Origin of the sequence: Oleiharenicola lentus (genome assembly GCF_004118375.1) — a bacterium.
Classification (GTDB): Bacteria; Verrucomicrobiota; Verrucomicrobiia; order Opitutales; family Opitutaceae; genus Lacunisphaera; species Lacunisphaera lenta.
In genome coordinates this window covers 1191831-1217560 of sequence record NZ_SDHX01000001.1, presented here as the reverse complement: position 1 = coordinate 1217560, position 25730 = coordinate 1191831, and the positions used below count along the sequence as shown (strand labels likewise).

21 protein-coding genes are annotated in these 25730 nt (G+C 67.6%); 13 read left to right on the top strand and 8 right to left on the bottom strand.

The features are described 5' to 3' along the window. The first annotated feature begins 53 nt into the window (after positions 1-53). Together ESB00_RS05040 and ESB00_RS05035 are read left to right on the top strand one after the other, a co-directional pair. Positions 54-1247, top strand: coding sequence for a glycosyltransferase family 2 protein (locus tag ESB00_RS05040; RefSeq protein WP_246026409.1), 1194 nt, complete (start codon positions 54-56; stop codon positions 1245-1247). Next, a complete protein-coding gene (locus ESB00_RS05035) occupies positions 1244-4252 on the top strand; it encodes a hypothetical protein (protein ID WP_129046629.1) in 3009 nt (1002 codons plus the stop codon). The genes ESB00_RS05040 and ESB00_RS05035 overlap by 4 nt, the downstream gene beginning before the upstream one ends. 34 nt (positions 4253-4286) lie before the next feature. Here the strand turns inward: ESB00_RS05035 and ESB00_RS05030 are convergent, their stop codons facing one another. Next, positions 4287-4730, bottom strand: coding sequence for a hypothetical protein (locus ESB00_RS05030; RefSeq protein ID WP_129046628.1), 444 nt, complete (start codon positions 4728-4730; stop codon positions 4287-4289). Positions 4731-4837: 107 nt separating this feature from the next. Here ESB00_RS05030 and ESB00_RS05025 point away from each other — a divergent pair, with 107 nt between their 5' ends. Both ESB00_RS05025 and ESB00_RS05020 read left to right on the top strand, forming a co-directional pair. Continuing rightward, positions 4838-5896 carry an NAD-dependent epimerase/dehydratase family protein gene (locus ESB00_RS05025; protein WP_129046627.1) on the top strand — a complete coding sequence of 353 codons (1059 nt, stop codon included), beginning with the start codon at positions 4838-4840 and terminating at the stop codon, positions 5894-5896. A 48-nt stretch (positions 5897-5944) separates the two neighbouring features. Then, complete coding sequence (locus ESB00_RS05020) at positions 5945-7645, top strand: uroporphyrinogen decarboxylase/cobalamine-independent methonine synthase family protein (protein ID WP_129046626.1); 1701 nt, start codon at positions 5945-5947, stop codon at positions 7643-7645. 19 nt (positions 7646-7664) lie between these two features. On the opposite strand, the gene ESB00_RS05015 is transcribed toward ESB00_RS05020, so the two are convergent. Together ESB00_RS05015 and ESB00_RS05010 are read right to left on the bottom strand one after the other, a co-directional pair. Beyond that, positions 7665-8090 carry a hypothetical protein gene (locus tag ESB00_RS05015; RefSeq protein WP_129046625.1) on the bottom strand — a complete coding sequence of 142 codons (426 nt, stop codon included), beginning with the start codon at positions 8088-8090 and terminating at the stop codon, positions 7665-7667. Positions 8091-8155: 65 nt separating this feature from the next. Then, positions 8156-9217 carry a 3-keto-disaccharide hydrolase gene (locus ESB00_RS05010; RefSeq protein WP_129046624.1) on the bottom strand — a complete coding sequence of 354 codons (1062 nt, stop codon included), beginning with the start codon at positions 9215-9217 and terminating at the stop codon, positions 8156-8158. A 122-nt stretch (positions 9218-9339) separates the two neighbouring features. On the opposite strand from ESB00_RS05010, the gene ESB00_RS05005 reads away from it, so the two are divergent. Then, positions 9340-9756, top strand: a complete 417-nt coding sequence (locus tag ESB00_RS05005; RefSeq protein WP_129046623.1) for a hypothetical protein — start codon at positions 9340-9342, stop codon at positions 9754-9756. A 16-nt stretch (positions 9757-9772) separates the two neighbouring features. Here the strand turns inward: ESB00_RS05005 and ESB00_RS05000 are convergent, their stop codons facing one another. Further along, complete coding sequence (locus ESB00_RS05000; RefSeq protein ID WP_246026408.1) at positions 9773-10801, bottom strand: sodium:calcium symporter; 1029 nt, start codon at positions 10799-10801, stop codon at positions 9773-9775. A gap of 148 nt (positions 10802-10949) precedes the next feature. Between ESB00_RS05000 and def the strand changes: the two genes are divergently transcribed. The 3 genes from def to ESB00_RS04985 all read left to right on the top strand — a co-directional run bounded on the left by def (position 10950) and on the right by ESB00_RS04985 (position 12762). Next, on the top strand, positions 10950-11519 hold the full coding sequence (gene def / locus ESB00_RS04995) for a peptide deformylase (protein ID WP_129046622.1): 570 nt from the start codon (positions 10950-10952) through the stop codon (positions 11517-11519). Positions 11520-11522: 3 nt separating this feature from the next. Continuing rightward, positions 11523-12068 carry a cob(I)yrinic acid a,c-diamide adenosyltransferase gene (locus tag ESB00_RS04990; RefSeq protein ID WP_129046621.1) on the top strand — a complete coding sequence of 182 codons (546 nt, stop codon included), beginning with the start codon at positions 11523-11525 and terminating at the stop codon, positions 12066-12068. A gap of 70 nt (positions 12069-12138) precedes the next feature. Beyond that, entirely contained in the window at positions 12139-12762 is a 624-nt protein-coding gene (locus tag ESB00_RS04985; protein WP_129046620.1) for a DUF6580 family putative transport protein, read from the top strand. A 222-nt stretch (positions 12763-12984) separates the two neighbouring features. Here ESB00_RS04985 and ESB00_RS04980 read toward each other — a convergent pair whose 3' ends face one another. Both ESB00_RS04980 and ESB00_RS04975 read right to left on the bottom strand, forming a co-directional pair. Further along, positions 12985-15261 (bottom strand): GAF domain-containing protein, encoded by a 2277-nt coding sequence (locus ESB00_RS04980; RefSeq protein WP_129046619.1) that lies wholly within the window; start codon positions 15259-15261, stop codon positions 12985-12987. Further along, positions 15251-15718, bottom strand: coding sequence for a hypothetical protein (locus tag ESB00_RS04975; RefSeq protein ID WP_129046618.1), 468 nt, complete (start codon positions 15716-15718; stop codon positions 15251-15253). Before ESB00_RS04975 ends, ESB00_RS04980 begins: the two co-directional genes overlap by 11 nt. Before the next feature lie 164 nt (positions 15719-15882). Between ESB00_RS04975 and ESB00_RS04970 the strand changes: the two genes are divergently transcribed. Both ESB00_RS04970 and ESB00_RS04965 read left to right on the top strand, forming a co-directional pair. After that, positions 15883-17199, top strand: a complete 1317-nt coding sequence (locus ESB00_RS04970) for a Gfo/Idh/MocA family protein (protein WP_129046617.1) — start codon at positions 15883-15885, stop codon at positions 17197-17199. A gap of 16 nt (positions 17200-17215) precedes the next feature. Next, positions 17216-19576 carry a HEAT repeat domain-containing protein gene (locus ESB00_RS04965; RefSeq protein ID WP_129046616.1) on the top strand — a complete coding sequence of 787 codons (2361 nt, stop codon included), beginning with the start codon at positions 17216-17218 and terminating at the stop codon, positions 19574-19576. 58 nt (positions 19577-19634) lie between these two features. Here the strand turns inward: ESB00_RS04965 and ESB00_RS04960 are convergent, their stop codons facing one another. Both ESB00_RS04960 and ESB00_RS04955 read right to left on the bottom strand, forming a co-directional pair. After that, on the bottom strand, positions 19635-21164 hold the full coding sequence (locus tag ESB00_RS04960; RefSeq protein ID WP_129046615.1) for a PhoH family protein: 1530 nt from the start codon (positions 21162-21164) through the stop codon (positions 19635-19637). 99 nt (positions 21165-21263) lie between these two features. Further along, positions 21264-21563, bottom strand: a complete 300-nt coding sequence (locus ESB00_RS04955; RefSeq protein ID WP_129046614.1) for a hypothetical protein — start codon at positions 21561-21563, stop codon at positions 21264-21266. Positions 21564-21655: 92 nt separating this feature from the next. Here ESB00_RS04955 and ESB00_RS04950 point away from each other — a divergent pair, with 92 nt between their 5' ends. The 3 genes from ESB00_RS04950 to recQ all read left to right on the top strand — a co-directional run bounded on the left by ESB00_RS04950 (position 21656) and on the right by recQ (position 25720). Further along, positions 21656-22471: a hypothetical protein gene (locus ESB00_RS04950; RefSeq protein WP_129046613.1), complete on the top strand. Its 816-nt coding sequence runs from the start codon at positions 21656-21658 to the stop codon at positions 22469-22471. A gap of 150 nt (positions 22472-22621) precedes the next feature. Further along, on the top strand, positions 22622-23782 hold the full coding sequence (locus tag ESB00_RS04945; protein ID WP_129046612.1) for a DNA glycosylase AlkZ-like family protein: 1161 nt from the start codon (positions 22622-22624) through the stop codon (positions 23780-23782). Positions 23783-23863: 81 nt separating this feature from the next. After that, positions 23864-25720, top strand: a complete 1857-nt coding sequence (gene recQ, locus ESB00_RS04940) for a DNA helicase RecQ (protein ID WP_246026407.1) — start codon at positions 23864-23866, stop codon at positions 25718-25720. Positions 25721-25730: the final 10 nt, after the last annotated feature.

Here is a 25730-nt window from a genome sequence, read left to right as displayed (position 1 = left end):
CGACTGGCATTTCTGCCTTTGCCATGCCCTCGGCCGGTGTTTTGCTCCGGGGCGTGTCCGCCCCCGTCCCATCACCCGCCGCCGCGGCGCCTGAACTCACCGTCGTCATCCCCTGCCTCAACGAGGCGCGGACGATCACCGGCTGCGTGCGCGAGGCGATGGACGCGCTCGCCGCCAGCAGCATCGCGGGCGAGGTGGTCGTGGCCGACAACGGCAGCACCGACGGCTCGCAGGACCTCGCGACCAAGGCCGGCGCGCGCGTGGTGCCCATCGCGGTCAAGGGCTACGGCAACGCCCTGCGCGGCGGCATCGCGGCGGCCCGCGGCCGGTTCATCCTCATGGGCGACGCCGACGGCAGCTACAACTTCGGCCACCTGCCCCGCTTCGTCGAGCGCCTGCGCGCGGGCGCGGACCTCGTGATGGGCAACCGGTTCCTCGGCGGCATCGAGCCCGGCGCGATGCCGTGGAAAAACCGCCACATCGGCAACCCGATCCTCTCGTTCATCGGCCGGCTGTTCTTCCGCACCGGCATCGGCGACTTCCACTGCGGCCTGCGCGCCTTCACCGCCGACGCTTATCGCCGCATGGACCTGCGCACCACCGGCATGGAGCTGGCGTCGGAAATCGTCATCAAGTCCGTGCTCTTCGGCCTGCGCGTCGAGGAAGTGCCGACCGTGCTGCGCAAGGACGGCCGCGACCGGCCGCCGCACCTGCGGCCGTGGCGCGACGGCTGGCGGCACCTGCGTTTCATGCTCCTGTTCAGCCCGCGCTGGCTGTTCTGGTATCCGGGCATCTTGCTGATGGCGGCGGGTCTGCTGCTCGGCGGCGCGCTCGTGCAGGGTCCGCTCCCGCTCGGGCGGGTGACGCTCGACGTGCACACGCTGCTCTTCGCGGCGGTCGCGGTGCTGATCGGTTTCCAGGCCGCGTCTTTTGCGGTGCTGAGCAAGTTCTTCGCGATCCGCGCCGGGCTGCGTCGGGCCGAGGCGGGCTTCGACGAATGGTTCCGCCACGTGACGCTCGAGGCGGGACTGGTTTCGGGCACGGTGCTCGTGGTGCTCGGCCTGATTTTGTCCGTCGGCGCGGTCTGGATCTGGGGCGGCCAGGGCTTCGGCCCCCTGCACAACCCGACGGCGACGCTGCGCTGGGTGATCCCCGGCGCCCTCTGCCTCGTGCTGGGCTGCCAGATGATCCTCACGAGTTTCTTCCTCGGCGTGCTGCGGCTCGACACGCGCTCTGAAACCGCATGACGCCCGCGCTCCGGAACCGCCTCTGGCTCGGCGCGGCGCTCCTGCTCACGGTCGCCAAGCTCTGGCTGAGCCGCGGCCAGGGCGTGTTTGCCATCGGCGGCGCCGGGCACGACGACCGGCTGTTCATCGAGCTCGCTCAACACCTCGTGCGCGGCGACTGGCTCGGCCCCTACAACGAGCTGACCCTGGCCAAGGGCCCATTCTATTCCCTCTTCATCGCGGCGGCGTTCATGGTCGGGCTGCCGCTGTTTTTCGCCCAGCACCTGTTTTACGCCGCGGCCTGCGGGGCCTTCGTGCGCGCGCTGCGGCCGGCGATCGCGTCGGCCGGGGCACGATTCGCCATCTACGCCCTCCTGCTCTGGAACCCGATGACCTACGACGCCCACAGCATGGGACGCGTGCTGCGCCAGCAGGTCTATGGTCCGCTGGGGCTGATGATTTTTGCCGGACTGGTCGCCCTCTATCTGCGCCGGAACGAGAACGTGCGCCGCCAGGGCCCGTGGGCGGTGCTGGCCGGAGCGGCGGCGGGGTGTTTCTACCTCACGCGCGAGGAGGTGCTGTGGTTCCTCCCGAGCGTGACCCTGCTCGCCGGCGCCTGCCTGTGGGGCGCGTGGCGGCTGTCGCGCGACACCGTGATGCGCACGGGGGCGATGCTGGCCCTGGCGTTCGGCGTCGCGGCCGGGCCCGTTTACCTGGTCTGCGCCCAGAACAAGCGGCACTATGACTGGTTCGGCACCTGCGAGTTTCGCGCCCAGGAATTTCAGGATGCCTACGGCGCAATGCTCCGGGTTCGGGTTGGGCCCGAGATTCCCTTCGTGCCGGTTACGCGCGAGGCCCGCGAGGCGATGGCGGCGGTGAGCCCTCGGTTCGCGGTGTTGCAGCGTCAGTTTGAGGCCGGCGGTCTGGCGGAAGGCTGGGCCGGCGCCTCGGAGTTTTTCACCAAGCGGCCGGCCGCAGAGGGCCAGATCGGCGGCGGCTGGTTCATGTGGGCCGTGCGCGAAGCGGTGGCCAAATCCGGCAACGCGGGCAACGCCCAGCAGGCGATCATCTTTTACCGCGAGATGGCGCGCGAACTCAACCGCGCCGCCGACGAGAGCCGGCTGCCGGCGGGCCCGCGCCGCAGCGGTTTCCTTCCGCCGTGGCGCGACGACCAGACGCCCGCCTTCGTGCGCGCGACGCGGGATTTTGCGGACTTCGTGATTCGCTTCAGCCGCTTCGCCGGCCGGCCGCCGCCCAGCACCGGTTCGCCGGAGGAGCTGCAGCTCTTCCACGATCTCACGCGCGAACGCCTGTCCCCGCCGGAGGGCGAACTCGATGTCGTCGGCGCCAAGCGCTACCTGCTCAACGTGTGGAAGGCCGACACGCTGCACGCCATCGGCAAGGCGCTGCGCCCGGTGCTCATGGTGCTGTTCTGGTCCGCTCAGCTGCTCGCCCTGGCCCGGGTCGGCTGGCTGCTCTGGCACCGGCGCTGGACGTATCCGCTCACGGTGGCCGCCGCGGCGTGGGGCGCCGTGGCCGCATCCATCCTGATGCACGCGGCGATCGAGGCCTCGTCGTTTCCCGTGCTGACGATTTCCTCCTTCGCGCCGGTATATCCGCTGGTGCTGTTGTTCATCGTCGCCGTGGGCTGGGACGCCGCCGCGGCGTGGGCGGCCCGCCGGGCAACACCCGGGGCCACGGAGCCCAAGGGAGCGGAGGGCGACATGGCCGCCCGCCCCGCCCCCGACGGAACGCCGCGTTGGCTTTGGGCGGTGACCGGGCTGGCGGCGCTCGCGCCTTTTCTGATCTGGCAGGGGCAGTTCCGGACGCTTTTCTGGTTTGGCGACGATTTGTTCCTGCTGGACCAAATGGCGGTGATGGGGACCGGGTCGTGGATCTGGCGAGTGTTCTCCGAGAACTTTGTGCCGCTCTTCAAGCTGGGCTGGGCCGGGGCCGTGTTCAGCCTGAACGGCAGTTATCCGCTGATGCTGGCGCTGCTTTGGCTGACCCACGCCGCCAACATCGGTCTGTTCACCCGCTGGCTGCTGCGCACCGGCCTCCCGGCCGGGGTCGTGCTCCCGGTCGCGGCCCTGTTCGCGCTGACGCCCGGCAACCTCGAGAGCCTGGGCTGGGCCGTGCAATGGTCGGCGCTCCTCGCCACCCTCTTTCTGCTCCTCGGGCTCAATTTTCTGCCCTCGGCCCGGGACTCCGACGGGGACTGGATTGGACGCAAGGACCTGTGGCTCGCACTGTGCGTGACCGCCAGCGCCTGCTGTTTTTCGCGCGGCGTGATCAGCGGCGGCGTGATCGGCCTGGGGCTGCTGCTGCCGGGCGTGCTCGCCGGGGATCGCGGCACCCTCCTGCGGTCCTTGCCGCGCGGGCTGCTTTGCTTGCTGCCGGCCGTGGCGGTGGCATTGGTGATCAAGCTGAATTCCTCCGGCCTGCATCAACGCTTCGGCGAGAATGGCGGGGCCGCGCTGGAATTTGGCCTGAGTTATTTTTTGCTGAACCCCTGGCACACCCTGCTGGGCGGCTCGCTCCACCCGGGCGCGCTCCTGACCGCGGCCGGCCTGAAACTCGGGTTGCTGGGTGCCGCCCTCGCGCTGGCCACGGAACGCACCCGCCCCGTGCTGCTGCTCGCGCTGGCCTACGATCTCGGCAGTTCCCTGCTGCTGGGCATCGGCCGGCATGACACCGGGTTTCTCGCGGCGATGAGTTCGCGTTACCAATACAGCTCGCTGCTCGGGTCGCTCCCCAGCGTGGCCATCCTGCTCGCCGCGGTGTGGCCGCGCCTGTCGGCGTCACGCGCCCGATTCGGGGCCGCGCTGCTGACCGTGCTTGTCGTCGGGTTCTGCCTGCGGGGCTGGCCGGCGGTCTTGCGGGACTTCACGGGCTGGCGCGGCACCGAACTTCGCCGGCTCATCTTCGCCCCCGCCACCCAGGATCCGGCGGTGCGCGTGCCGGCGCTGGAGTTCATGCACATCGAGCGGGCCAAGGCGCTGCAACGCGCCTACAACCTGCACTGACCGCGTATAGCCCGCTTTGCTCGCACGCGGCGGCTCAGCGCACCACGACCGGTATAGCCACGGATTTCGCCGGTGGCTCCTGCCATTTCTCCCACCCGGCATGCCAACGGATGGCCGCGCCCCGGTAATCCACGTCACCGGCCAGCCCGTCGCGAAAGGCCACGCGCAAACGCACCCGGATCTCGGAACCCGCCGGGCCGGCCGTGATGTCGCGTTCCTGCCGGGTTTCGGGTCCCAGCTTGTCGAGATAGCACAGCCCGGCCCAGGTCCGACCGCCATCCGTTGAGAAATCCGCCTGGAAAAGCCCCACTTGTTCACCCTGCCCTGCCGTGGTGCTGGCGATGAGGACGATCCGGCACGCCTCGCCGGCTTTGGTGGTCGGCGGCGCCTCGATGGCCACCGAACGCTCCACGGCCAGGCCCGTCGCCGCCAACCCGAGCAGCAAGACCAACCCGTGCATGCAGGAACGCAAAAGCATGGTCCCGATGACGCCCTCGGGCCGCGCCAAGGCAAGCGCGTTCCCGGACACAAAATCGGCTGGAAACCCGCTCCAGCGCCTGTCTGGCTGACCGCTCCCGCTTCACCATGGCAAAGACCCTTCTCGTCACCGGCTCCTCGGGCCTCATCGGCTCGGAAGTCTGCGTTTATTTCGCCTCGCTCGGCTACACCGTGCATGGCGTGGACAACAATCAGCGCGCCGTGTTCTTCGGCCCGCAGGGCGACACGCGCTGGAACCAGAGCCGGCTCGCGCAGGAGCTGAAGGGCTTCGTCCACCACGAACTCGACATCCGCGACCGCGCCGGCGTACTCGCCCTCGTGAAGGCGGTGAAGCCGTCGGTCATCGTGCACACCGCCGCCCAGCCCTCGCACGACCGCGCCGCCGCGATCCCGTTCGACGACTTCGACACCAACGCCGTCGGCACCCTGAACTTCCTCGAGGCCGCGCGCCAGGCCTGCCCCGAATCGCCCTTCGTGCACATGAGCACGAACAAGGTTTATGGCGACGCCCCCAACACCATCAAGCTGACCGAACTCGCCACGCGCTGGGACTACGCCGACCCAGCCTACGCGCACGGTATCGCCGAGACCTTCACCATCGATCAGTCGAAGCACTCGCTCTTCGGCGCGTCCAAGGTCGCGGCCGACGTGATGGTCCAGGAATACGGCCGCTATTTCAACCTGCCGACCTGCGCGCTGCGCGGCGGCTGCCTCACCGGCCCGAACCACTCGGGCGTCGAACTGCACGGCTTCCTCTCCTACCTCGTGAAGTGCAACCTCGAGGGCCGCGAATACAAGGTTTTCGGCTACAAGGGCAAACAGGTGCGCGACAACATCCACTCGCTCGACGTGGCGCGCTTCATGGCGGCCTTCGTCGAGGCCCCGCGCGCGGGCGAGGTTTACAACCTCGGCGGCGGCAAGGCCAACAGCACCTCCATCCTCGAGGCCTTCAAGATCGCCGAGAAGTTCTCGGGCAAGGCGCAGGTCTTCACCTACGTGGACCAAAACCGCGCCGGCGACCACATCTGCTACTACTCCGACCTGCGCAAGATGAAGGCCCACTACCCGAATTGGGACATCACGCAGTCGCTCGAGGAGACCATCCGCCAGATCGTCGAGGCCTGGAAGGTGCGGCCCAAGGCCTGAGCGCCCGCGGGCCGTCCGACCATGCCAATCACCCGCGGCTGAAGCCCGATGGAAGCGGTCCGCGAATTCTTCTTCTGGCTGGACGGCGCGCCGTGGCGCTTCTGGACACCGGCCTGGCTGCTGTTCGGTGCGACGGCGTTCCTCGCACTCCGTCCGCAAGGCCAGACGACCGGCAAACTCAACCAGCCCGGTTGGTTCATCGCCGCGGTATTCCTCACGCTCCTCGCGTTCCGTTGGCCCACCTGGTTCTACCGGCTGGACCTGAACCCCGACGAGGCGCAGATCGTGTCGGGCGCGCTCACGCTCGACCGCTTCCTCCTGCCGTGGAAACACCTCGATCCCACGACCCACGGGCCGCTCTGCGAATACTTCCTGGTCTTTGCCTCGTGGCTCGGCGCGCCGTTCAACTACGTGACCGCCCGCGTGGTGGCCGCGCTGCTGCAGGCGGGAGCCTTGGTGGCGGTGTGGGCTACGCTGCGGAGAATCATGGACGAATCGCCGGCCCGGTTGGCCGTGCTGCCCGGGTTGGCTTTCTGGAGCCTGACCTCCTGGGACGATTTCCTGCATTACTCCAGCGAGCTGCCCGGCATTTTCCTGATGGCGTGGGGCGGCTATTATCTCGTACGGACACTGCTGACCCCGACGGAGCGCCCGGCGGTGCGCACCGCGTTTCTGGCCGGTTGCCTTCTCGGGGCCGTGCCCTACGGGAAACTCCAGTCCACGCCGCACGCCGGGCTCATCGGCTTGATCGGCCTCGTGCTGGTCTGGCGGCTGGTCCGTGATCAGGCGGTGCGGTGGCGGCGGCTGGCCGGCCTGATCGGCGGCGCCGTGACGCCGTCGGTGCTGCACGGTCTCTACCTGACCGTCTTCGGCCTCTGGGGACAGTTCTGGTTCACCTACATTGTCAGTGCCGTTGATTTTCTGGACACCTCCGCGCACCGCTTTGCGGACATGCCGGGACGATTCCTCCACCTCGCCGCCACGTCGCCCTCGTTCAGCTGGTTCTTCTGGGGCAACCTTGCTTTTGCCCTCCTCTATCTGCGCTCACCCCGCCGCTCGGAACTCCTGCGCGCCGCGATTCCGCTGGCCGGGATTTCGCTGGCCGCGGCCTGGTTCACCGTGATTCGCCCGGGGCGTGAGTCGGCGCACTACCTCCACCTGCTGGTGATTCCCGTCACCACGCTGGCGGGGGTGATCCTCGGCAACGCCTGGCCCGACCAGCCCGCCGCAGGCGTCAGTCGCGCGTGGAAAACGCTCGGGGCCTTCGCCCTGCTCGCGCTGGGACCGCAAGCCCTGAATCAGGCGGTCGCCTATCACCGCTTCGTCGGCCACGCGCAACGGCACTGGGAAGCGCCCCTTTCCGGCACGGCCGCCTACCTGCGGGCGCGCCTGCTTCCCGGCGACACGCTGGCGATGTGGGGCTGGGCGCCGCATCTGCATGTGGAAACGCAGCTGCCCCACGCCACGCGCGAGGCCCAGAGCGGAAACCAGATCATGCAGTGGCCGCTCACGGACTTTTTCGTGGACCGCTACCTCGGCGACCTGGCGCGCTGGCGGCCCGTCTGGTTCGTGGATGCGGTCGGCCCGGGTGCCTTCATCTTCGACGACCGCACCCGTCACGCCCACGAGTCCGTGCCGGCGCTGCGGCAGTGGATTGCCGACCACTACGACTTCGTGGCCGAGATCGCCCCCCTGCGGATCTACCGGCTGAAGGACGTGGAACGACCGGTGACCGCGGCCAATCGCTGAGACCGGTGGCGCGAGCGCCTTACTTGACCTCGATGGTCACGCTCTTTGCGGGCGGAGTTGCCCACTTGGTCCAGCTGCCGCCCCAGTCGAGCGGCTTGCCGGCAAAATCCACGTCGCCGGACTTGCCGCCGCGGTAGGCCATGCGCGCCCGGACCATCGCCGGGGAGCCAGCCGCGCCGGCCCGGAAGTCGATCGCCCGCGTGTGGGAGCGGCCGACCTTTTCCGCATAGACCGGAATCCACGACTTGCCGCCGTCGCTGGAATACTCGACCTGGAAAAAGCCGATCTGCTCACCGTCGGTCGCCGCGGTGTTCGCGGTCACCACGACATGGATGTTTTCGCCGGGCTTCACCCCGGCGGGCGCCGTGATGGTCAGGCCGCGTTCGATCGCCAGGGCCGGGAGTGCGGTGAGCAACAGGGACAGGAGCAGGTGGCTGATTTTCATGGGAGGTCTGACAGGTAAAATGAAACCGGGTTCTCTCGCAATTTTTGGTCGCGCGGGCTCCGGGCTCAGGGGGTCGCACGCTCCAGGACCATCGCGCGGGCGAAGTCCTCACCGACGGTGACCTGCGCCTTCTTCTTGTCGCCGGTGAAGTCGAACTTCACCTGGACGTCGGTGCCGGCGGCGTAGAAATGCGTGGTCGAAGCGGCGGTGAGCACGAGATCGGCGCCGGCCATCTTCAATCCAAGCCGGCCGTCGGGCAGGCGGCTGATCTTCGCCGTGTTCCACTGGCCGGGACGGCCGTAATCGCCCACGTAAGTCTCGAGCAGGGTGTCGGCGAGCACCAGGGCCGGGTGGCGATGCTGGCCCAGTTCGCGCACCCAGATGTTGCGGTAGCGGACGGGATTGCCGTGGTCCTGCATGGCGATGGGCAGGCGCTCGGGATGGGCCTCATAGGGCGGGCGGCCGATCCACGTGGTGGGACCGGTCAGCTCGACGTTGTTCTGCACCAGCACGCCGTTGTGCAGCACGGTGACCCGCGCCTTCGAGATCAGTTTGCCGGCATCGTCGAAGCGGGGGGCGGTCCAGATGATGTCGTAGGTCTGCCACTGGCCGGGCGCGCGCGTGACGTTCGCCAGCGGCGGATACTGGCTGTAAACCGAACCGGCCGAACCGTCGGCGTAGGTCTTGTTGTCGTGGGAATCGAGCACCTGCACCTCGTACCGGCCGCGGCCAAAGAACACGCCGCTGTTGCCACGTCCCTGGCTGCTGCCCTCGACCTTGGTCGGGGCGGTCCACTCGATGTGCAGCTGGCAGTCGCCGAAACCGGCGAGCGTGCGGATGTAACCGCTGCCGGGCACGCACTCCAGCGCGCCGTCCTTCACCACCCACTTGGTCAGGGAACCATCCATGGCCACCCAGTTGGCGAGGCTCTGGCCGTCAAACAGCACCACGGCGTCGGAGGGGGGCCGGCCGGGTTGCTCCTGCGTGCTCGGGGTGCCGGGGTCCACCACCGGCGGCAGCGGCCGGTCCCGGTCGTGCACGAGCCAGGCGGGATCAGGCTGGGCAACGAGACGGGTGGCGGAAAGGAAGGCGAGCAGGCCGAGGAGGCAGATTGACGGGTTTTTCATGGGGCGAGCCGACAGCTTGATTCGCCCGCCCGGAGCTGTCCAACGCAAACCGGACGCGCGCCCGCGCGGCTTCGGCCAAGAATCTTCTGGCCACGCCAGACCGGGGCTGAAAAATCCCCCGCATGAATCTCGCCGACGCCCGCACTGCCGTCATCCTCGCCTTCGGTCGCATGGACAGCCTGTTCAAGCGGCCGCTCTTCGACGAGTGGGTGCTCGTGAAGCTCGGCAGCGAGGCCGGCGCCATCCTCGCCTACCACGGTCCGCGCGCGGAATCCTACCAGCGCCGCTTCAAGACCGACATTGCCCCGCTGCAGACCGAGATCCAGGGCCGCAAGATGGCCGTCGGCGACTTCGAGTTCGCGCCCAACGCCCATGGCGCGCACTTCGACGCCTGCATCCGCCTCGGCCCCGGCGCCTACCTGTTTTGCAACAACACGACGATGTCGATGGACGACATCCGTAAGGATCCGCAGTGGCTCGCGGCGCAGCGGCCGTTTGCCGAGCTGGCCTCCGCCTTCCGGGCCGATCCGCTGGACTGAGCGGTCCGCGACGGGTTCAGCCGGCCAGGCCGAGATAGACAAATCCGCCATACGCCGCGCACATCAGCGCGCCGGCCCAGCGCGGCAGGCCGCCGGCCAAGGCAAGGAACAGCATGTGCGTCACCGCCGCACCGCAGATCAGCAGGAAGGAGTTGAGCGCGAAGGCCGGCACCGGCACGGGCTTCGCCAGCGCGAACAGGCCGAGGCACAGCGGAATGCAGATATGACCGTCGCCGACCTGGGAACTGAACACCACGTCCGCCCGCCGCCGCCAACCCCAGTAGAGCGCGAGGATGGCGTTGGGCAGCACCATGAGCCAGCCGGTCACCCAGCCGAGGTTGTCGCGGCTGATGAAGCCGGTGCGCTGGGCCGAGATCCATGACACGAGCCAGTCGATGGTCTCGAAGAGAAAATAGGCGCAAACCAGCACGACCAGCCCATCGGCGTAAAACTTCCAGCCGAAGGAGACCCGGTGCCGCACGTTGTGCTTCATCACGTCGAACACCTGCACACACTGCCAGAAGAGGAAGAGCCCGATGAGCGCCCAGCCGTCGGTCTCGGTGAGTTTACCATCGCGCCCGAGCAACCAGACCGCCGCCGTGAAGAACAACACGGCCGTCAGCGTGAGCAGCAGCGAGAGCCGGTTGATCTGCGCCTCGGTGCCGCCGCCCTTCGTCGGCCGGGCAGCCTTGCCCCCGGCCTTGCCGCCCTTGCCGCCGCCCGCGCCGGGCAGGATCGCGAGCCCCCAGCACAACGCCGGCACCCCGAGCAGCAGCGTGAGATTGGTGACGTTGTTCACGAGGCAGTTGGTGAGCACCTCCGACGCGGCCCCGAACTTCGGCACCATCAGCGCCACGAAGATCAGGTTCCCCAGTCCCGAGCAGTAGGGCAGCAGCAGGGTCCCGAGCGCCGTGCCCTCCAGGCCGGAATCCAGCATCGCCTCCAGGCGCCAGAGCATGAGCAGCGACACGCCCAGGAAGACCACGAGGTAGGCAAGCGGGTCGTTCAGCGCGAGCGAGTCGAGCAGGTTGGGCAGCAGATTCACGCGGGGGAGTCAGGGCATTGCCGGCCCGGCTGTAAATGGCGGAAGCGTCCCCGGGACGCGGTCCCGTCACCCGGCCAGCGACCGGGAACAAAAGATTTGCCGCCCGTCTGCGACGACAAATAGCCTGCGCCGTCCCTCCTCCTCACCCATGGTTCTCCCGATCGTTCACTTCAACAGCCCCGTCCTGCGCAAAAAAGGCGTGAAGGTGGAAAAGTTCGACGCTGCCCTCGCCCAGCTGGCGGAAGACATGATTGACACCATGCACGCGGCGAACGGCATCGGCCTCGCCGCCCAGCAAATCGGGCAGGCCCTCCAGCTCTGCGTGCTCGACCTGCGCGAGACTCAGGCCGATTTTGCCTGGGAATACGACGGAGCCCGTCCGCCGCTGGAGCTCTTCATGCCGCTCACGCTCGTGAACCCCGACCTCAAGATCGTGCCCGAGCCGACCACTTCCTACGAGGAAGGCTGCCTGTCCTTCCCCGAGATCCGCGGCGACGTCGTGCGCCCCGACGAGGTCACGGTCAAGTTCCAGGACGTGTCCGGCACGCCGCACACGCTGCGCTGCAACGGCCTGCTCGCGCGTTGTGTGCAACACGAGTTCGACCACCTCCAGGGCATCCTCTTCATCGACCGCATGGCCAAGGACGTCCTTGCCGTCATCGACCCGGAGCTGAAGGCCCTCAAGAAGCAGACCCGCGACGCCGGCAAGAAGCCCTGAGCGATGAGCGGTTCCCGCCCCCAGTCCATCGCCACGCGCAAGGGCGACGACGGCACCACCAGCCTGCTCTACGGCCAGCGCGTGCCCAAGGATCACCCTCAGATCGAGGCCGTCGGCACGCTCGATGAACTCAACGTGGCCATCGGCGCCGCCAAGGCCGCGCGCGCGCCCGGCACCGACGCGGCCCCGCTCGAAGCCATCCAGCGCGACCTGATCGCGCTCATGGGCGAGGTCTCCTGCGCCGAAGCCGATGCGGCCCGCCACGCGGCGTCGAAATTTGCCCGCCTCAGCGAAGCCGACCTCGCCCGCCTCGACGCTGCCGTCGCTGCCCTCGAAGCCAAGGGCCTGCGCTTCGACGGCTGGGCCACGCCGGGCGCCAATCCCTATTCCGCCGCCCTGGAAGTCGCCCGCACCACCGCCCGCCGCTGCGAGCGTCGGCTGGCCGCCCTCCCCGCAGCCGGCCGCCACCTGCGCCCGCTCATCGGCCAGTATGTCAACCGTGCATCGGATTTGCTCTGGCTCATGGCCAGGGAAGCGGAGAACTCATGAGGAGCAAATGACACGAAACGACGCTTTTTTCGTTTTGTCCCACCCCTCCGCCCCGGCCTAAAAATCCTCCATGCGCACCGCCGCCATCGTCCTCATCCTGCTCGCACTCGCCTACCGGGTGCTGCCGACGCTGGACATGACCTGGGCCAATTTTGCGCCGTTCGCCGCGATCGCGTTCTGCGGCGCCGTGTATTTCCGCGACAAGCGCCTGTGGCTGCTGCCTTTCGCGGGGCTCTGCCTCACGGATCTTTACGTCAACTGGTTCTACGCCCGCGAATATGGCTACCACCTGGAGTGGACCGGCTACGTCGCCCGCGTGATCAGCTTCGCCGCCGGCCTCGGACTCGGCTGGTGGGTGTCCACCCGCAAATCCTGGCTCTGGCTGCTCAACGGCTCCCTGCTCGGTGCGCTGCTGTTCTACTTCGTCACCAACACGCTGTCGTGGTGGAGCGACGCCTTCTACGCCAAGACCCTCGCCGGCTGGTGGCAGGCGCTCACGATCGGCCACCCGGAGTATCCGCCCACGATCTATTTTTTCCGCAACACCCTCTTCGGCGACCTCATGTTCACCGGCCTCTTCGCCGGCGTGATGGAGTGGATCGCCAAACGCAACGAGGAGCCCAGCCTGCTCGACGACGAGGAGGAAGAAACCGAGGGCGAGAAACAACCCGCCGAGGCGGAAGTGAAGGAGTGACCGTCCGCCGGACGGAAAGCTCAGCGACGAAGGTAGAACGTTGGACTGGAGGCGGCACGATCAGTCCCGCCTCCACCACCGACCTGTCATCCTGAGCGCAGCGAAGGATCCAGCGATCACGGACATCCGTTGCGCTTCCTCTGGATGCTTCGCTGCGCTCAGCATGACAGGCTGCGAAACTCTTCCGCCTTTCTGTGTTTTCCGTGAATTCCGTGGGCAACCCTACTTCGACTTCATCACCCACACGCCGTCCCATTTTCCCTCGGGCGGATGGGCTTTGAGGTATTCGCAGCGCTCGATGTAGGTCGCGCTGAGCCTGTCGCCGGGGTGGAGGCTGAGCGCTTCCTTGAAGGACTTGATGGCGCGGTCGAAGTCGCCTTTGCGGTAGTAGCCGAGCGCGCCGCGAAACTGGCTCAGCACCTCGGACAGGTGCGGGAAGCTTTCTTCGGTGTGGTAGTCGAGCACCTCGTGCACGCCAACCGGCTCGGTCTTGCCCTTCACGATCACGCGGTCCACCTCGCGCGTGCGGTAGGTGCCCTTGAGCTTCGTCCGCGTGAACTCGCTGATGAGGATCTGCGCCGAATACTCCTTGCACGCGCTCTCCAGCCGCGAGGCGAGGTTCACGCCGTCGCCGATGACCGTGAAATCCATGCGCTTCGGCGATCCGATGTTGCCCGACACCACGGTGTCGGTGTTCAGGCCGATGCCCATGAGGATGGGCTTCTGGCCGCGCTCCTGGCGCGTGCGGTTGAGCGCGCGCAGCTCCGTGGTCATGGCGATGGCGGCGCGCACGGCGCGGTCGGCGTCGTCGCCGCGCGCGACCGGGATGCCGAACTCGGCCATGATTGCGTCGCCGATGAACTTGTCGAGCATGCCGCCCTCCTGCGTGATGCAGTTCACCATCACCGTGAAATACTCGTTGAGCAGCGCGACCGTGCCCTGCGCGCCCAGCTCCTCGGTCAGCGTGGTGAAGGCGCGGATGTCGGAGAACAGCATCGTGGCCTCGACGCTCTGGCCGCCGAGGATCTCTCCGCCCGCGGCGAGCAGGCGGTCGGCGAGGCCGGGGTCCATGTAGCGCGCCATCGTGGATTTCATGCGCTTCTCGTTGCTGATGTTTTCCAGCATGAGCAGCGTGCCGGCGCGCGCACCCTTGAGGCTGATGAGCGGCTGGACGGTGAGGTTGACGCTCAGCTTCTCGCCGCGCGCCTCCATCTCGGCGTCCATCAGCACGTCGGTCTTGCGGCCCTCGCTCACCACCTTGAGACGCTCGACAATCCAGGCATTGGCGCCGGTGAAGAAATCGGCCGCGTTCTTCCCGATCACGTCGGCCTCGCGGTATTTCAGGATGCGGTAGCCGGCGGCGTTGCAGGTCTGGATCCGGCCGTCCTCGGCGAGGGTGATGACGCCGTTCGACATGCTCTCCAGCATCGACTGGTTGTAGTTCTTCATCGTCTGCACGTCGTCGAAGAGCTTGGCGTTCTCCAGCGCGATGGAGACCTGCGCGGTGAAGGCCTTGAGCCGCGCCTCGTCCTCGGCGGTGAACGGCCCGCCGCGCTTGTTCAGCGCCTGCGTGACGCCGATCACCTTGCCGTGCTTGTTGACGACGGGCACGCAGAGGATGGAGCGGGTGAAGTAGCCGGTCTTTTTGTCGAACGCCGGGTTGAAGCGCAGGTCGGCGTAGGCGTGCGGGATGTTGATCGTCTTGCCCGACTGGAAGACCGCGCCCGCGATGCCCGCGGTGTTGGGCAGCTTGATCTGCACGGCGCTGAGCCCCTCGCCCACCTCGGACCAGAGTTCGCCGGTCTTCTCGTTGTTGAGGAACAGCGTGGAGCGGTCGGCCTTCAGCATGCGCGTGGCCTCGCTCATCACGCGGCGCAGCAGCAGCGACAGGTCGAGCGAGCTGGTGATGTCGGCCACGAGGTCGAGGAACTCCATCTCCTGCTGCCGCGTCTTCTTCATCTTCTCGATGAACTGCGTGCTCTGCAGGGCCGACGCCGCCTGCAAAGCCATCGCCTCAAGCAGACCAAGGTCGTCGCGCGTGAACCGGCCGCGCCGTTTGTTCAGCGTCTGCACCACGCCGATGACCTCGCCGCGCGCCGTGCGCACCGGGGCGCAGAGCACGGACTTGGTCGTGAAACCGGTGTTCTCGTCCACCTCGCGGTGGAAACGCGGGTCGGCGTAGGCATTGTGCACGATCTCGCCCTGGCCGGACTGAAACACGGCGCCGGCGATGCCCGCGGTGTTGAGGATGCGGATCTCGCGGTTGAAGGTGCCCTGGGCGACGCGCGAGTAGAGTTCGCCCGTGACGGGGTCGTTGAGGAAGAGCGTGCCGCGCTCGGCGTTGGTCTCGTTGGCCACGAGCTGCACGAGGGTGGCAAGCAACTCGTCGAGACTCTCGATCGCGGCGACCTGCTGCGTGAGCTTCACGAGCATCTCGGCGCGCCGGAGGCGGGCACGAAAGGCGGCGGGAGAGTCGGAGGCGGCGCGCTTAGCGGACATGGTGGGCCTCCAGTTGGGTGCGCAGCGCGGCGATGCTGTCGCGCAGCTGCTTGATCTCCTCGTTGGCGCTGCGCTGCAACCGGTCGCGCTCGGCGGCATGCGTGTGCGTCTGGCGCTCCATCTCGTCGCGCAGCGCCTGGATGGCCGCGTGCAGCTGCTTGGCTTCGTCCTGCCCGGTGGCCACGGCCGCCTGCACCGACTCGGTCTTGGCGGCGGCCAGCGCCTGCAATTCGTCGCGCAGCGAACCGACGGTGTGCTGCAGCTGCCGGATTTCGTCCTGCGCCACGGTCAACGCCGCTTGCACCGACTCGCGGCGCAAGGTCTCCGCCTGCTCCAGTTGCGTGCGCAAGGCGGCAACCGTGTCGGCCATCTGGCGGATCTGCCGGCGCGCCTCCAGCAGCTCATCGCCCTCAGCGAGGGTAATCGGCGGGGTGGACGATGACGCGGCCTTGGACACGAAGGCCGAGTGTCCGGCTGCCTCACCCGGCGGCAAGCCGAATTCCCGGCCGCGGTGCCGGACGATCTGCTCTACGATGTGACGGTAATTAAACGCGTCCGGTGCTTGCGATTGACCGAGCGTCGGGTAGATCAGAACTTTCCGTTCACCCCTCCTCCCGCCCCATGACCCCTCCCGCTTCGGAATCCCCGTCCGTGCTCACGCGTCGCACGGCCATCAAACGTGGTCTGTCCGGCATCCTCGCCTTCGGTGTGGCCCCGCTGGTGCTGCCCTCCCGCCTCTTTGGCGCCTCGGCCCCGAGCAACCGGATCACGGTCGGCATCGTGGGCAACGGCCTGATCGCCCGCAGCCATGTGGGCGCGTTGCTGGGCCGGGATGACTGCCAGATCGTCGCCCTGTGCGATGTCTCCCGCAGCAAGGCCGAGGCGATGCAAAAACGCATCGAGCAGGGCTACGCCGACCGCGCCAGCACCGCTGCATTCAAGGGCCTGGACCTCTACGGCACACACGAGGAGCTCGTGGCCCGCCCTGACGTCGACGTCGTCTTCGTCACCACGCCCGACCACTGGCACGCCGCCGTCTCCATCGCAGCGATGCAGGCGGGCAAGGACGTGTATTGCGAAAAGCCCATGACGCTCACCGTCCGCGAGGGCCGCACCATGGTGGATGTCGCCCGCCGCACCGGCCGCGTGCTCCAGACCGGCACGCAGCAGCGCTCCGAAGCCGCCTTCCGCCGCGCCGCGACTATCGTCCGCAACGGATGGATCGGCGAGATCAAGCTGATCCGCACCCGGCTGGGCAAGTTCCCCGCCGCGCCGGTGAGCCTGCCCGAGGAGCCGATTCCCGCCGACCTGAACTACGACCGCTGGCTCGGACCCACGCCTTGGTATCCCTACAACTCCTTCCGCGTGAAGGGCGACTACGGCGGCGGCTGGCGCGTGTTCCTCGAATACGGCTCCCGCAAGAACGGCGACTGGGGCGCCCACCACTTCGACATCATCCAGTGGGCGCTCGGCATGGATGCCTCCGGCCCGGTCGAGTTCATCCCCGCAGGTTTCGAGGGCAACCCCTACCAGACCCACCGCTACGCCAACGGCGTCACCGTGCAGCGCGTGGACGGCAACCAGCCCGCCATGATCGAGTTCATCGGCACCAAGGGCACCGTCGGCGTGGGCCGCGACGACTATCTCGTGTGCGATCCGATTGGCCTCGCCACCCGTCCGTTGCGGGCGGCCGAACAGCACCTCTACGAGAGCGACGACCACCAGAGCGACTTTTTCAACTGCGTGCGCACGCGCCAGCGACCGATCGCGGATGTCGAGATCGGCCACCGCTCGGCCACCGTCGGCCACCTCTGCGGGATCGCCCGCCAGGTCCGCCGTCCGCTGAAGTGGGACCCGGTCAAGGAGGAGATCATCGGCGACCCGGTTGCCTCCCGCCTCCTCGACCGCCCCCGCCGCGCCCCCTACGCCCTCCTCTGAACCGCCGCCCCGCGCCATGATTTCCCTCACTCCCTCCTCCCTGCTCCTCACCCGTGCGCTGGCGCTTGGCTCGCTGCTATTCGCCGCCGGTTGCACCTCCACCACCACGCCGAAGCCCGCAACCCCGGCTTCCACTTCCGGTGCCGCCAACGCGCCCGCCGCGGCCGCGGTCGGCGCCTTCGAGGATGATGCGCGGCCGCTGACAAGCGCCGAAAACCTCGTCATTGCCGCCGGCCTGGACGCCGCGAAGCTCGCCGCCGCCCAAGGCGAGCTGCTGGCGATTCTGCAAAACCCCGCCAGCACCCCCGCGGCCGCCCAGGAGGCGGCCCAGCTGCTCGGCCAGATCCTGCTGACCGGAAATTCCGCCGGCCACGCGACCACCCTCAACGCGCTCGCCCCGCTGCTCGCCGATTCCGCGCGTTCCGATCACGCCCGCCTCGCGCTGGACCGCGTGCCCGGCACCGCGGTGGACACCCTCTACCTGCAGGCGCTGCTCAGCGCCACGGGCCGTGCCCGGCTCGGCCTGATTGACGCCGTGGCCACGCGCGGCATCGCCGGAGCCACCGGGGCGCTGGCGGGGCTGCTCCAGGACAGCGATGCCGCCACCGCCGACGCCGCGGCCACCGCCCTCGGGCGCCTTGGCGGCACCGGCGCGCTCGATGCCCTCGGGGCGGCGAAGAATCCCCTTTCCCCGACCGTGCTCAAGGCCCGCCTCGCGGCCGCGGCCAAGGCCGACGCCGCCACCGCGGCGCGGGTCGCGGGTGAAATCTATCGCAACAGCGCCGCGCCGCTCGGTCAGAGGACCATCGCGCTGCGCACGCTCATCAGCGCCCAGCCCGCCAGCGCTGTTGATACCATTGACGCCGCCCTTACCGGCAACGAACCGGCCTTCCATGCGCCCGCCATCGAGGCGGTGCGCTCGCTGCCGGTGCCCGATGCCGGCGCGCGGCTCGCCGCCCGCCTCGGCGCCTTCGCGCCCGCCGTGCAAACCGCGCTGATCGCCGCCCTCGGCCATCGCGGTGAAGCCGGCGCCGTGCCCGGTGTCCTCCAGGCGCTGGACCATGCCGACGCCACGGTGCGCCTCGCGGCCTTCGAAGCGCTCGGCCGCCTGCCCGGCGCCGTCGAGGTGGCCCGCAAACTGGCCGGCCTCGCGACCGCCAAGGGTGATGACGCCAAGGCCGCGGCCGCCGCCCTCGCCCGCCTTAACGGTCCCGGCCTTGACGAACACATCCGCTCCGCCGCCGCCGAGGGCGACAACGCCCTGCGGGCCGTTTACATCCAGCAGATCGCCGCACGCAACCTCACCGAGGCCATCCCCTTCCTGCTGGGCCTGCGTTCGTCGCCCGTCGAATCGCTGCGCCTCGAGGCCCTCGATGCACTCCGCCTGGTCGCCGCGTCCGCCGACCAAGGCGCCGTGATCGCGTGGGCCACCGGCACCACCAACCGCGCCGAACAGAACCGCGCCGTGCGCGCCCTCATCACGATCATCCTGAGGGACGGCGCCGCCGACACGCGCGCCGCACCCGTCGTGACGGCATTGGCCACCGGTGACTCCGCCGCCCGCCTGGCCCTGCTGCCGGTGCTTTCCCGCGTGGGTGGGAAATCCGCCCTCGCCTCCGCCGGCACGCTCGCCCGGGAGAACGATGCCGCCGTGGCCGCCGCCGCGACCGCCGAACTCGCGCGCTGGCCCGACGCATCGGCCCTGCCGGTGCTCGTGGAACTCGCCGTCGCCACCCAAGCAGAAGCCATCCAGGCCGCAGCCGTGCAGGGCGCCGCACGCTTCCTTTCGCTCCGCACGCCGGCGGTCACCGCCAGCCGCTCCGCCCAAGCCCGGGCCTTGCTCGCCCTCCCCCTCAACCCCGCCACCCGCAGCGCCCTGCTCAACGTGCTCAGCCTCTGCTCCGACGCCGACGCGCTTGCGACCGCCCGCAGCTTCGCCGGCAATGACGACGTCGCAGTGGCCGCCGCCGCGCGTGATGCCGTGGACGCCATCACCTCGAACCTCGCCGGTGCCCCGGCCATGACTGCATCCGTCGATAGCGAAGCCGCCGCCCAGATGGCCGATGGCAAGGACGGCACCTTTTGGCAGGTGCCATCCGAACTCGGCCTGTGGATCCGTGCGGATCTCCACCACCCGCGTCCGGTGCGCAAGCTCACGCTGGAACACGGCAACCGCAGCTGGGGTTACCCCGCTCAATTTGATGTGCAGGTCAGCGACGACCCCGAGAAGCCCGGCGAGGTCATCGCCCAGGGTGAAGGGGAGCGCACCGGTACCGTGCTCAACCTGCCCGCCGGCACGCGCGGCCGCTATGTGTGGCTCCGCGTGACCAAGCTGCGCGACGCGCCCATCGCGATCTCCGAGATGATCGTGGAGTAAGGCCGGGCGCCGCTTGCACCTGACTGTCGGGCGGGGTCGCAGCCCCCGCCCGACAAAATCAGAGCAGGTCCGCCGCGAGTTCGGCGAGCTTGGAGCGCTCGCCCTTCGAGAGCTTCACGTGGGCGTGAATCGCCTGACCCTTCATCCGGTTGTGGCAATAGACGAGACCGTTGCTGCGCGAATCCACAAAGGGGTTGTCAATCTGCGCCGGGTCGCCGATCAGCACGATCTTCGAGCCCTCGGAGATGCGGGTGATGACGGTCTTCACCTCGTGCGGCGTAAGCTGCTGCGCCTCGTCGAGGATGAAAAAGCGCCGCGCAATGGACCGGCCGCGGATGAAGGCCAGCGCCTCGATCTCGACCGTGCCGTTCTTGATCAGCCGTTCATAGGGTTTCATCGGCGGCAGCGCACCGCCGCCGCCGCCCATCTGGGGCTGCGGCGTGGTCATCATGGAAAGGGTGTCGTCGTGCTTCTTCTTTTTCTTGCCGACTTTCTTCGCGGCGAACTGCGGCTCCTTTTGCGGCTTCGAGGGCATGAGCACCTCGAGCGCGTCGTAGTAGGGCTGGAGCCAGGGCTTCATCTTCTCCTCGAGCGTGCCGGGGAGGAAGCCAATGTCCTTGCCCAGCGCGATCACCGGCCGGGAAATCGCGAGGCCGTCGTAGCGGCCGGCCTCGCCGCAGATCTGCTGGAGCGCGGCGGCGGTGGAGAGCAGGGTCTTGCCGGTGCCGGCCTTGCCGAAGCAGGTGATGAGGTTGATGGAATCATCCATCAGCGCATCGAGGAAGAACTGTTGCTCAAGGTTGCGCGGACGGATCGGGATGCCGCCGGGCGCCTTCACGAATTCCGGATAATGCAGGCGGCGCACAAGGCCGTTGACCGAGACGCGTCCGGGCATCGTCTTGCCCTCGGGCGTCCTGAGCAGGATGTACTCGTTCAGGTAGAGCGGCTTCGCCTGGGCGGCGGACAGCTCGAACTGGCCCTCGGAGCAGAAGCGCTGCATCTCATACACGTCGAGCTCCAGCGTCGGGTAGGAATCGTCGTCGCTGACGGCCTCGGGCACCTTGTCGTTCAGGTAGTCCTCGGCCTCAAGGCCGACGGCGCGGGCCTTGAGCTGCACGTTGACGTCCTTGGTCACGAGGATCGTCGGCGGCGGGTAGGTTTCCTGCACAAAGAGCGCCGCGGCGATGATGCGGTTGTCCTTCTTGGTGAGGTCGGAGACGACGGCCCGCAGCCGCTGCATGGCGGGCGACGACCAGTTGTTTTCGACCAGGTAGCGGTTGATGATGACGGAGAGCGTGCCGCCGTTGGGCAGCTTCACGCCCTCGTGCATCGCGCGCGAATCGGGCAGCAGCTCCTGCAGGATGCGGTGCACGCGCCGCGCATTGCGGCCGCGCTCGGTGGACTGCTCGCCCTTGATGGCGTCCAGCTCCTCCAAGACCTCGACGGGAATCGCGAGGTTGTTGTCTTCAAATTTGAAGATCGATTGAGGGTCGTGCAGCAGAACGTTCGTATCCAGAACGTAGGTCTTGGCCCTAACCTCTACGTGATGCTGCGGTGAGAAATGAACCGAGCTGGTGGTGTTTTCCATCGAGTGGATAACTTGTGAACAACCCATGCATCCACTTGGTCGCTTTGTAAATGCAGTAATTGCAAAATTGTGAAAACTTCTGATGACGCATCGGCGCCATTAGCGTGGCGCGGGCGGTTTCCGCGGCTTGGGCGGAGGCCCCCAGAGGCGGATCAGATATTCGGCCAAGTTGAGCAGGCTCACTTTCGGACCAGCAGCCACGCGGAGATCGCGCAACGCCGGCACATGGGCGCTGCGCTCCTGCAGGTAGGCCCAAAGGTCCCGCTCCAGCCCGCGGGCCAGCGCTAGGTCGGGGCCGCCGCGGGTGAGATCGGCCACCTTGGCCTGCCAGTGGCGACGTTCGTCGGGCGCGCGATCCCAGTAATCGAAGACGGCTTGCTCGCAGCGATTAAGGCTCATGAGCGCGGTGAATAGGCTGTTAAGGGCAACATTGCTTTTGAACTAACTCCTGCTAGTCATGTCGTAGCACACAACCAACCCCGACTCATCCCATGTGGCAAAAATTTAAAGAACAAATTCCCGCCGTCATCCTCACCGCCGCGCTGATCATTGGCGCCGCGTTCTGGTTCAACCAGAAAACCGTCACCGAGCTGACGGCGAAGCAGCAGAAGGAAATCGCCGATCTGCGGGACCAGACCAACGCCGAGATGAAGGCCAACGCCGAGGAAACCCGCCGCCACATCGAGGCGGTCAACCAGCTCCTCAAGGACGCCATCTCCAAGCGCTCCGCCGACGTCTTCATGACCGAGGAGGAGGTCGCCAAGCTCAACGCCGAGAAGGTGGACGCCCTGGCCGAGGCCATTGCCAAGAAGGTCCAGCCTTACAATCCGCTCCCGAAGACCCCCGAGGAAGCCGAGCGCATGCAAAACGAGCAGGTGGACAAGGTTTCCAGCCGCATGGCCGAGAAGATCTCTCCCATCCTTGCCGAGATGGCCAGCGACCAGAACCTCACCCGCGAATCCATCAACAACTACAGCCAGCGCATCTCCGACCAGATCAGCGGCGTGCTGACCGCCGAGATGGCCCGCAACCAGGAGCTCAACACCCAGTTGCTCGCCTCCCAGACCGTCGCCCAGGATTCGATGAAGCTATCCAAGGAGCTCGTCGCCCTCTACCTGAGCAGCTTCAAGGACCAGGGCCTCGTCACCCGCCTGCTCTCCCTCCCGGCCAACGTCGTGCGCGACGCCGCCAACATGAGCATCGTCAACAGCACCGAGCGCAAGAAGATGGAAGAGCGCCTTGTGTCCGAGATGAACGCCCTCGACAAGCGTCTGACCGAGATCCAGGCCGCCACGCCGAAGAAGTAAGCAAAACCATTTGGTATCTGTCCAAGGCCGCGCTTTAGCAGAGCGCGGCCTTTCTTTTACCAGAAGGAGCCCGCGCTCCGCGCCGGCTTTTGCCGGTGCACGCTTCTTTTCGTGCTTTTCGGAATTTTCCTGCTCAGAAAACTCCCCCGCATGCCCCCGCTCCGCCTTGATCCGCTCACCGCCCGCCGGTTCATGCGCCGCGCGCTGTTGCTGGACACGCCCGCGCCCGATGTCGGCTCCGCTCTCGCCCATCTCGGCTACATCCAGATTGATCCGATCAACGTCTGCGGCCGCATGCACGACCTCATCCTGCGCAACCGCGTCGGCGGCTACGCCGAGGGCGGCCTGATGCGGCATCTGCATGGCGGGTTTTCCGAAAAATCCTCACTGGAGAGGGGTGGCCCACCTGGCCGGGGTGTGGTGTTGCCCGCGGCCCAGCGCACCGCCTTCGAACATCACATCCCGTCCACGGGCATCCTGGTCGCGTTCACCAACGACGCCTGGCCTCACCTCCTCTCGGAAATGCGCCACCGCCCGCGCCGCAGCGGCTCCTGGTCCGGACGCCTCACGCCGAAGCAAAAACAGCTCGCCCCGCGCCTGCTCGCGGAAATCACCGCGCGCGGACCGCTCAGCTCCGAGGATTTCGAAGACACCGGCCGCTCTCGCGCCGTCTGGGGCGCCGCCACCCAGGCCAAGGCCACGCTCCAAAAACTCTTCTTCCACGGCGAACTGCTCATAGCCCGGCGCGGCGAGGGCAACCGCCGCTATTACGACCTGCCGGATCGCGTCCTCCCGTCGAAAATCCTCCGCCAGCCCGAGCCGTCCGCCCCGGAAACCGGCCGCTGGGAAGCCCTCCTCAAACTTCGCCAGCGTCGCCTCACCTCCCTGAAGCGCGACGAACTCCCTCACGTCGCCGACCTCGTTCAGCCCGTCACCGTAGAAGGCTGCCCACCGCTCTACTGCCTCAAGTCCGACCTCACGCTTCTTTCCGAAATCCAAAATCGAGAATCCAAAATCGAAAAAGTGGCGCCTCTGCTCCTGGCGCCCTTGGATCCTTTGATCTACGACCGCCGCGTCACCTCCGCGCTCTGGCAGTTCGACTACACGTGGGAGGTCTATACGCCGCCCGCCAAGCGTCAGCGCGGCTACTACGCCCTGCCCGTCCTGGCGGGCACCGAAATCGTCGGCCATGTGGATCCCAAGGCTGACCGCCCCGCCCGCCGCCTGCGCGTGATGCGCCGCTCGCTCAAGCGCGGACACTCCGCCACGGACGCCGTCCGCGCCCTCGCCCACTGGCTGGGCCTGAAGTAGGGCCGGTCGGAGACCGGACGGATCCCACGCCTGTTTTCAGGCGGTTTTCCTTTTTCCACGCTGCGGACTTGCCGGGCACAAATGCCGCGGGCCACACTGAACGCTTTTGTGGACGACCTCCTTCTCACGCTCAAGACCACCTTCGGTTACAACGCCTTCCGCCCGCTCCAGCGCGAGATCATCGAAGCGTCCCTCGACGGCCGCGATGTCTTCGCCCTCCTGCCCACCGGCGGTGGCAAGTCGCTCTGCTTCCAAATCCCGGCCCTGCAGCGCACTGGCCTGACCGTCGTCGTCTCGCCGTTGATCGCCCTGATGAAGGACCAGGTGGACCAGCTCCAAGCCGCGGGCGTGGCCGCGACTTTCCTCAACTCCACCCTCGACGCCGACACCGCGCGCTCCCGCCTCGCCGGCCTCCACCGGGGCGAGTTCCGCCTGCTCTATGTGGCGCCTGAGCGCCTCATGCTCGACAACTGGCAGGAAAACTTGACCGCGTGGAACATCACCGCCCTCGCCATCGACGAGGCGCACTGCGTCTCCGAGTGGGGCCATGATTTTCGCCCCGAATACCGCCAGATCGCCCGCCTGCGTAAACTTTTGCCCACCGTGCCGGTGATGGCCCTCACCGCCACGGCCACGGAGCGTGTTCGCGCCGACGTCATCAAACACCTCCAGCTGCGTGAGCCGGAGGTCTTCGTGGCCTCCTTCAACCGGCCCAACCTGACTTACCGCGTCCTCGCCAAGGACCAGCCGCTGAAGCAGATCATCGACTTCGTCCGCAAGCGCGAGGACGAGTCCGGCATCATCTACTGCGCCACGCGCGCCGCCGCCGAGCGCACGGCCGAGTCGCTCGCCGGGCGCGGCTTTTCCGCCCGCGCCTACCACGCCGGCCTCGACGCCGAGGAACGCGGCCGCAACCAGGAGCGTTTCCTCCGCGACGAAACCAAGATCATCTGCGCGACCATCGCCTTCGGCATGGGCATCAACAAGCCCAACGTCCGCTGGGTCATCCACCACGACCTGCCCAAGAACATCGAGGGCTACTACCAGGAAACCGGCCGCGCGGGCCGCGACGGCCTGCCCGCCGACTGCCTCCTGCTCTTCAGCGGCGGCGACGCCGCCAAGCAAACGCACTTCATCGAGGAGATCACCGACGACCAGGAGAAGCAGGTCGCCCGCGCCCAGCTCCGCCAGATCCTCCACTACGCCGAGAGCGCCGGCTGCCGCCGCCGCGAGCTGCTCGAATACTTCGGCGAGGGCTTCGCCACCGACAACTGCGCCGCGTGTGACAATTGCCTCGAACCCCGCGAAACCTACGACGGCACGGTCCTCGCGCAGAAATTCCTCTCCTGCATCTACCGCATCCGCCAGACCGGGCGCTTCGGCGTCGGCCTGAATCACATCGTCGAGGTGCTGACCGGCGCTGACACCGAGAAGATCCAGCGCTGGGGTCACCAGCAGCTTTCCACCTACGGCATCGGCAAAGACCTCGCACGTCCCGCCTGGGCCGCCGTGGGCCGCGAACTCATGCGCCTAGGCTACGTCGCGCAGGCCGAGGGTGAATTTCCGATCCTCGAACTGACCGAGGCCGGCCTGAATGTCCTCCGCACGCGCGCCGCCGTCACGCTCACCAAGCCCCTCGCCCTGCCCAAGGCCAAGCGCGTCACCCACCGCGAGGGCGAGATCGAATGCGACGAGATTCTCTTCGCCCGGCTGCGCGAGCTGCGCAAGCAGCTCGCCGACGAGCGCGGCGTGCCCGCCTACATCATCTTCGGCGACACGACACTGCGCGAACTCGCCCGGCGCTACCCGACGCGCGTCGGCCAGTTGGAGGGCATCACCGGCATCGGCGAGAAGAAGCGCGCCGAGTTCGGCGACACCTTCACCGCCGCCATCGCCGAATTCCTGAAGACCAATCCGAAGATAGAATTCGCAGATTGAATTTGCAGGA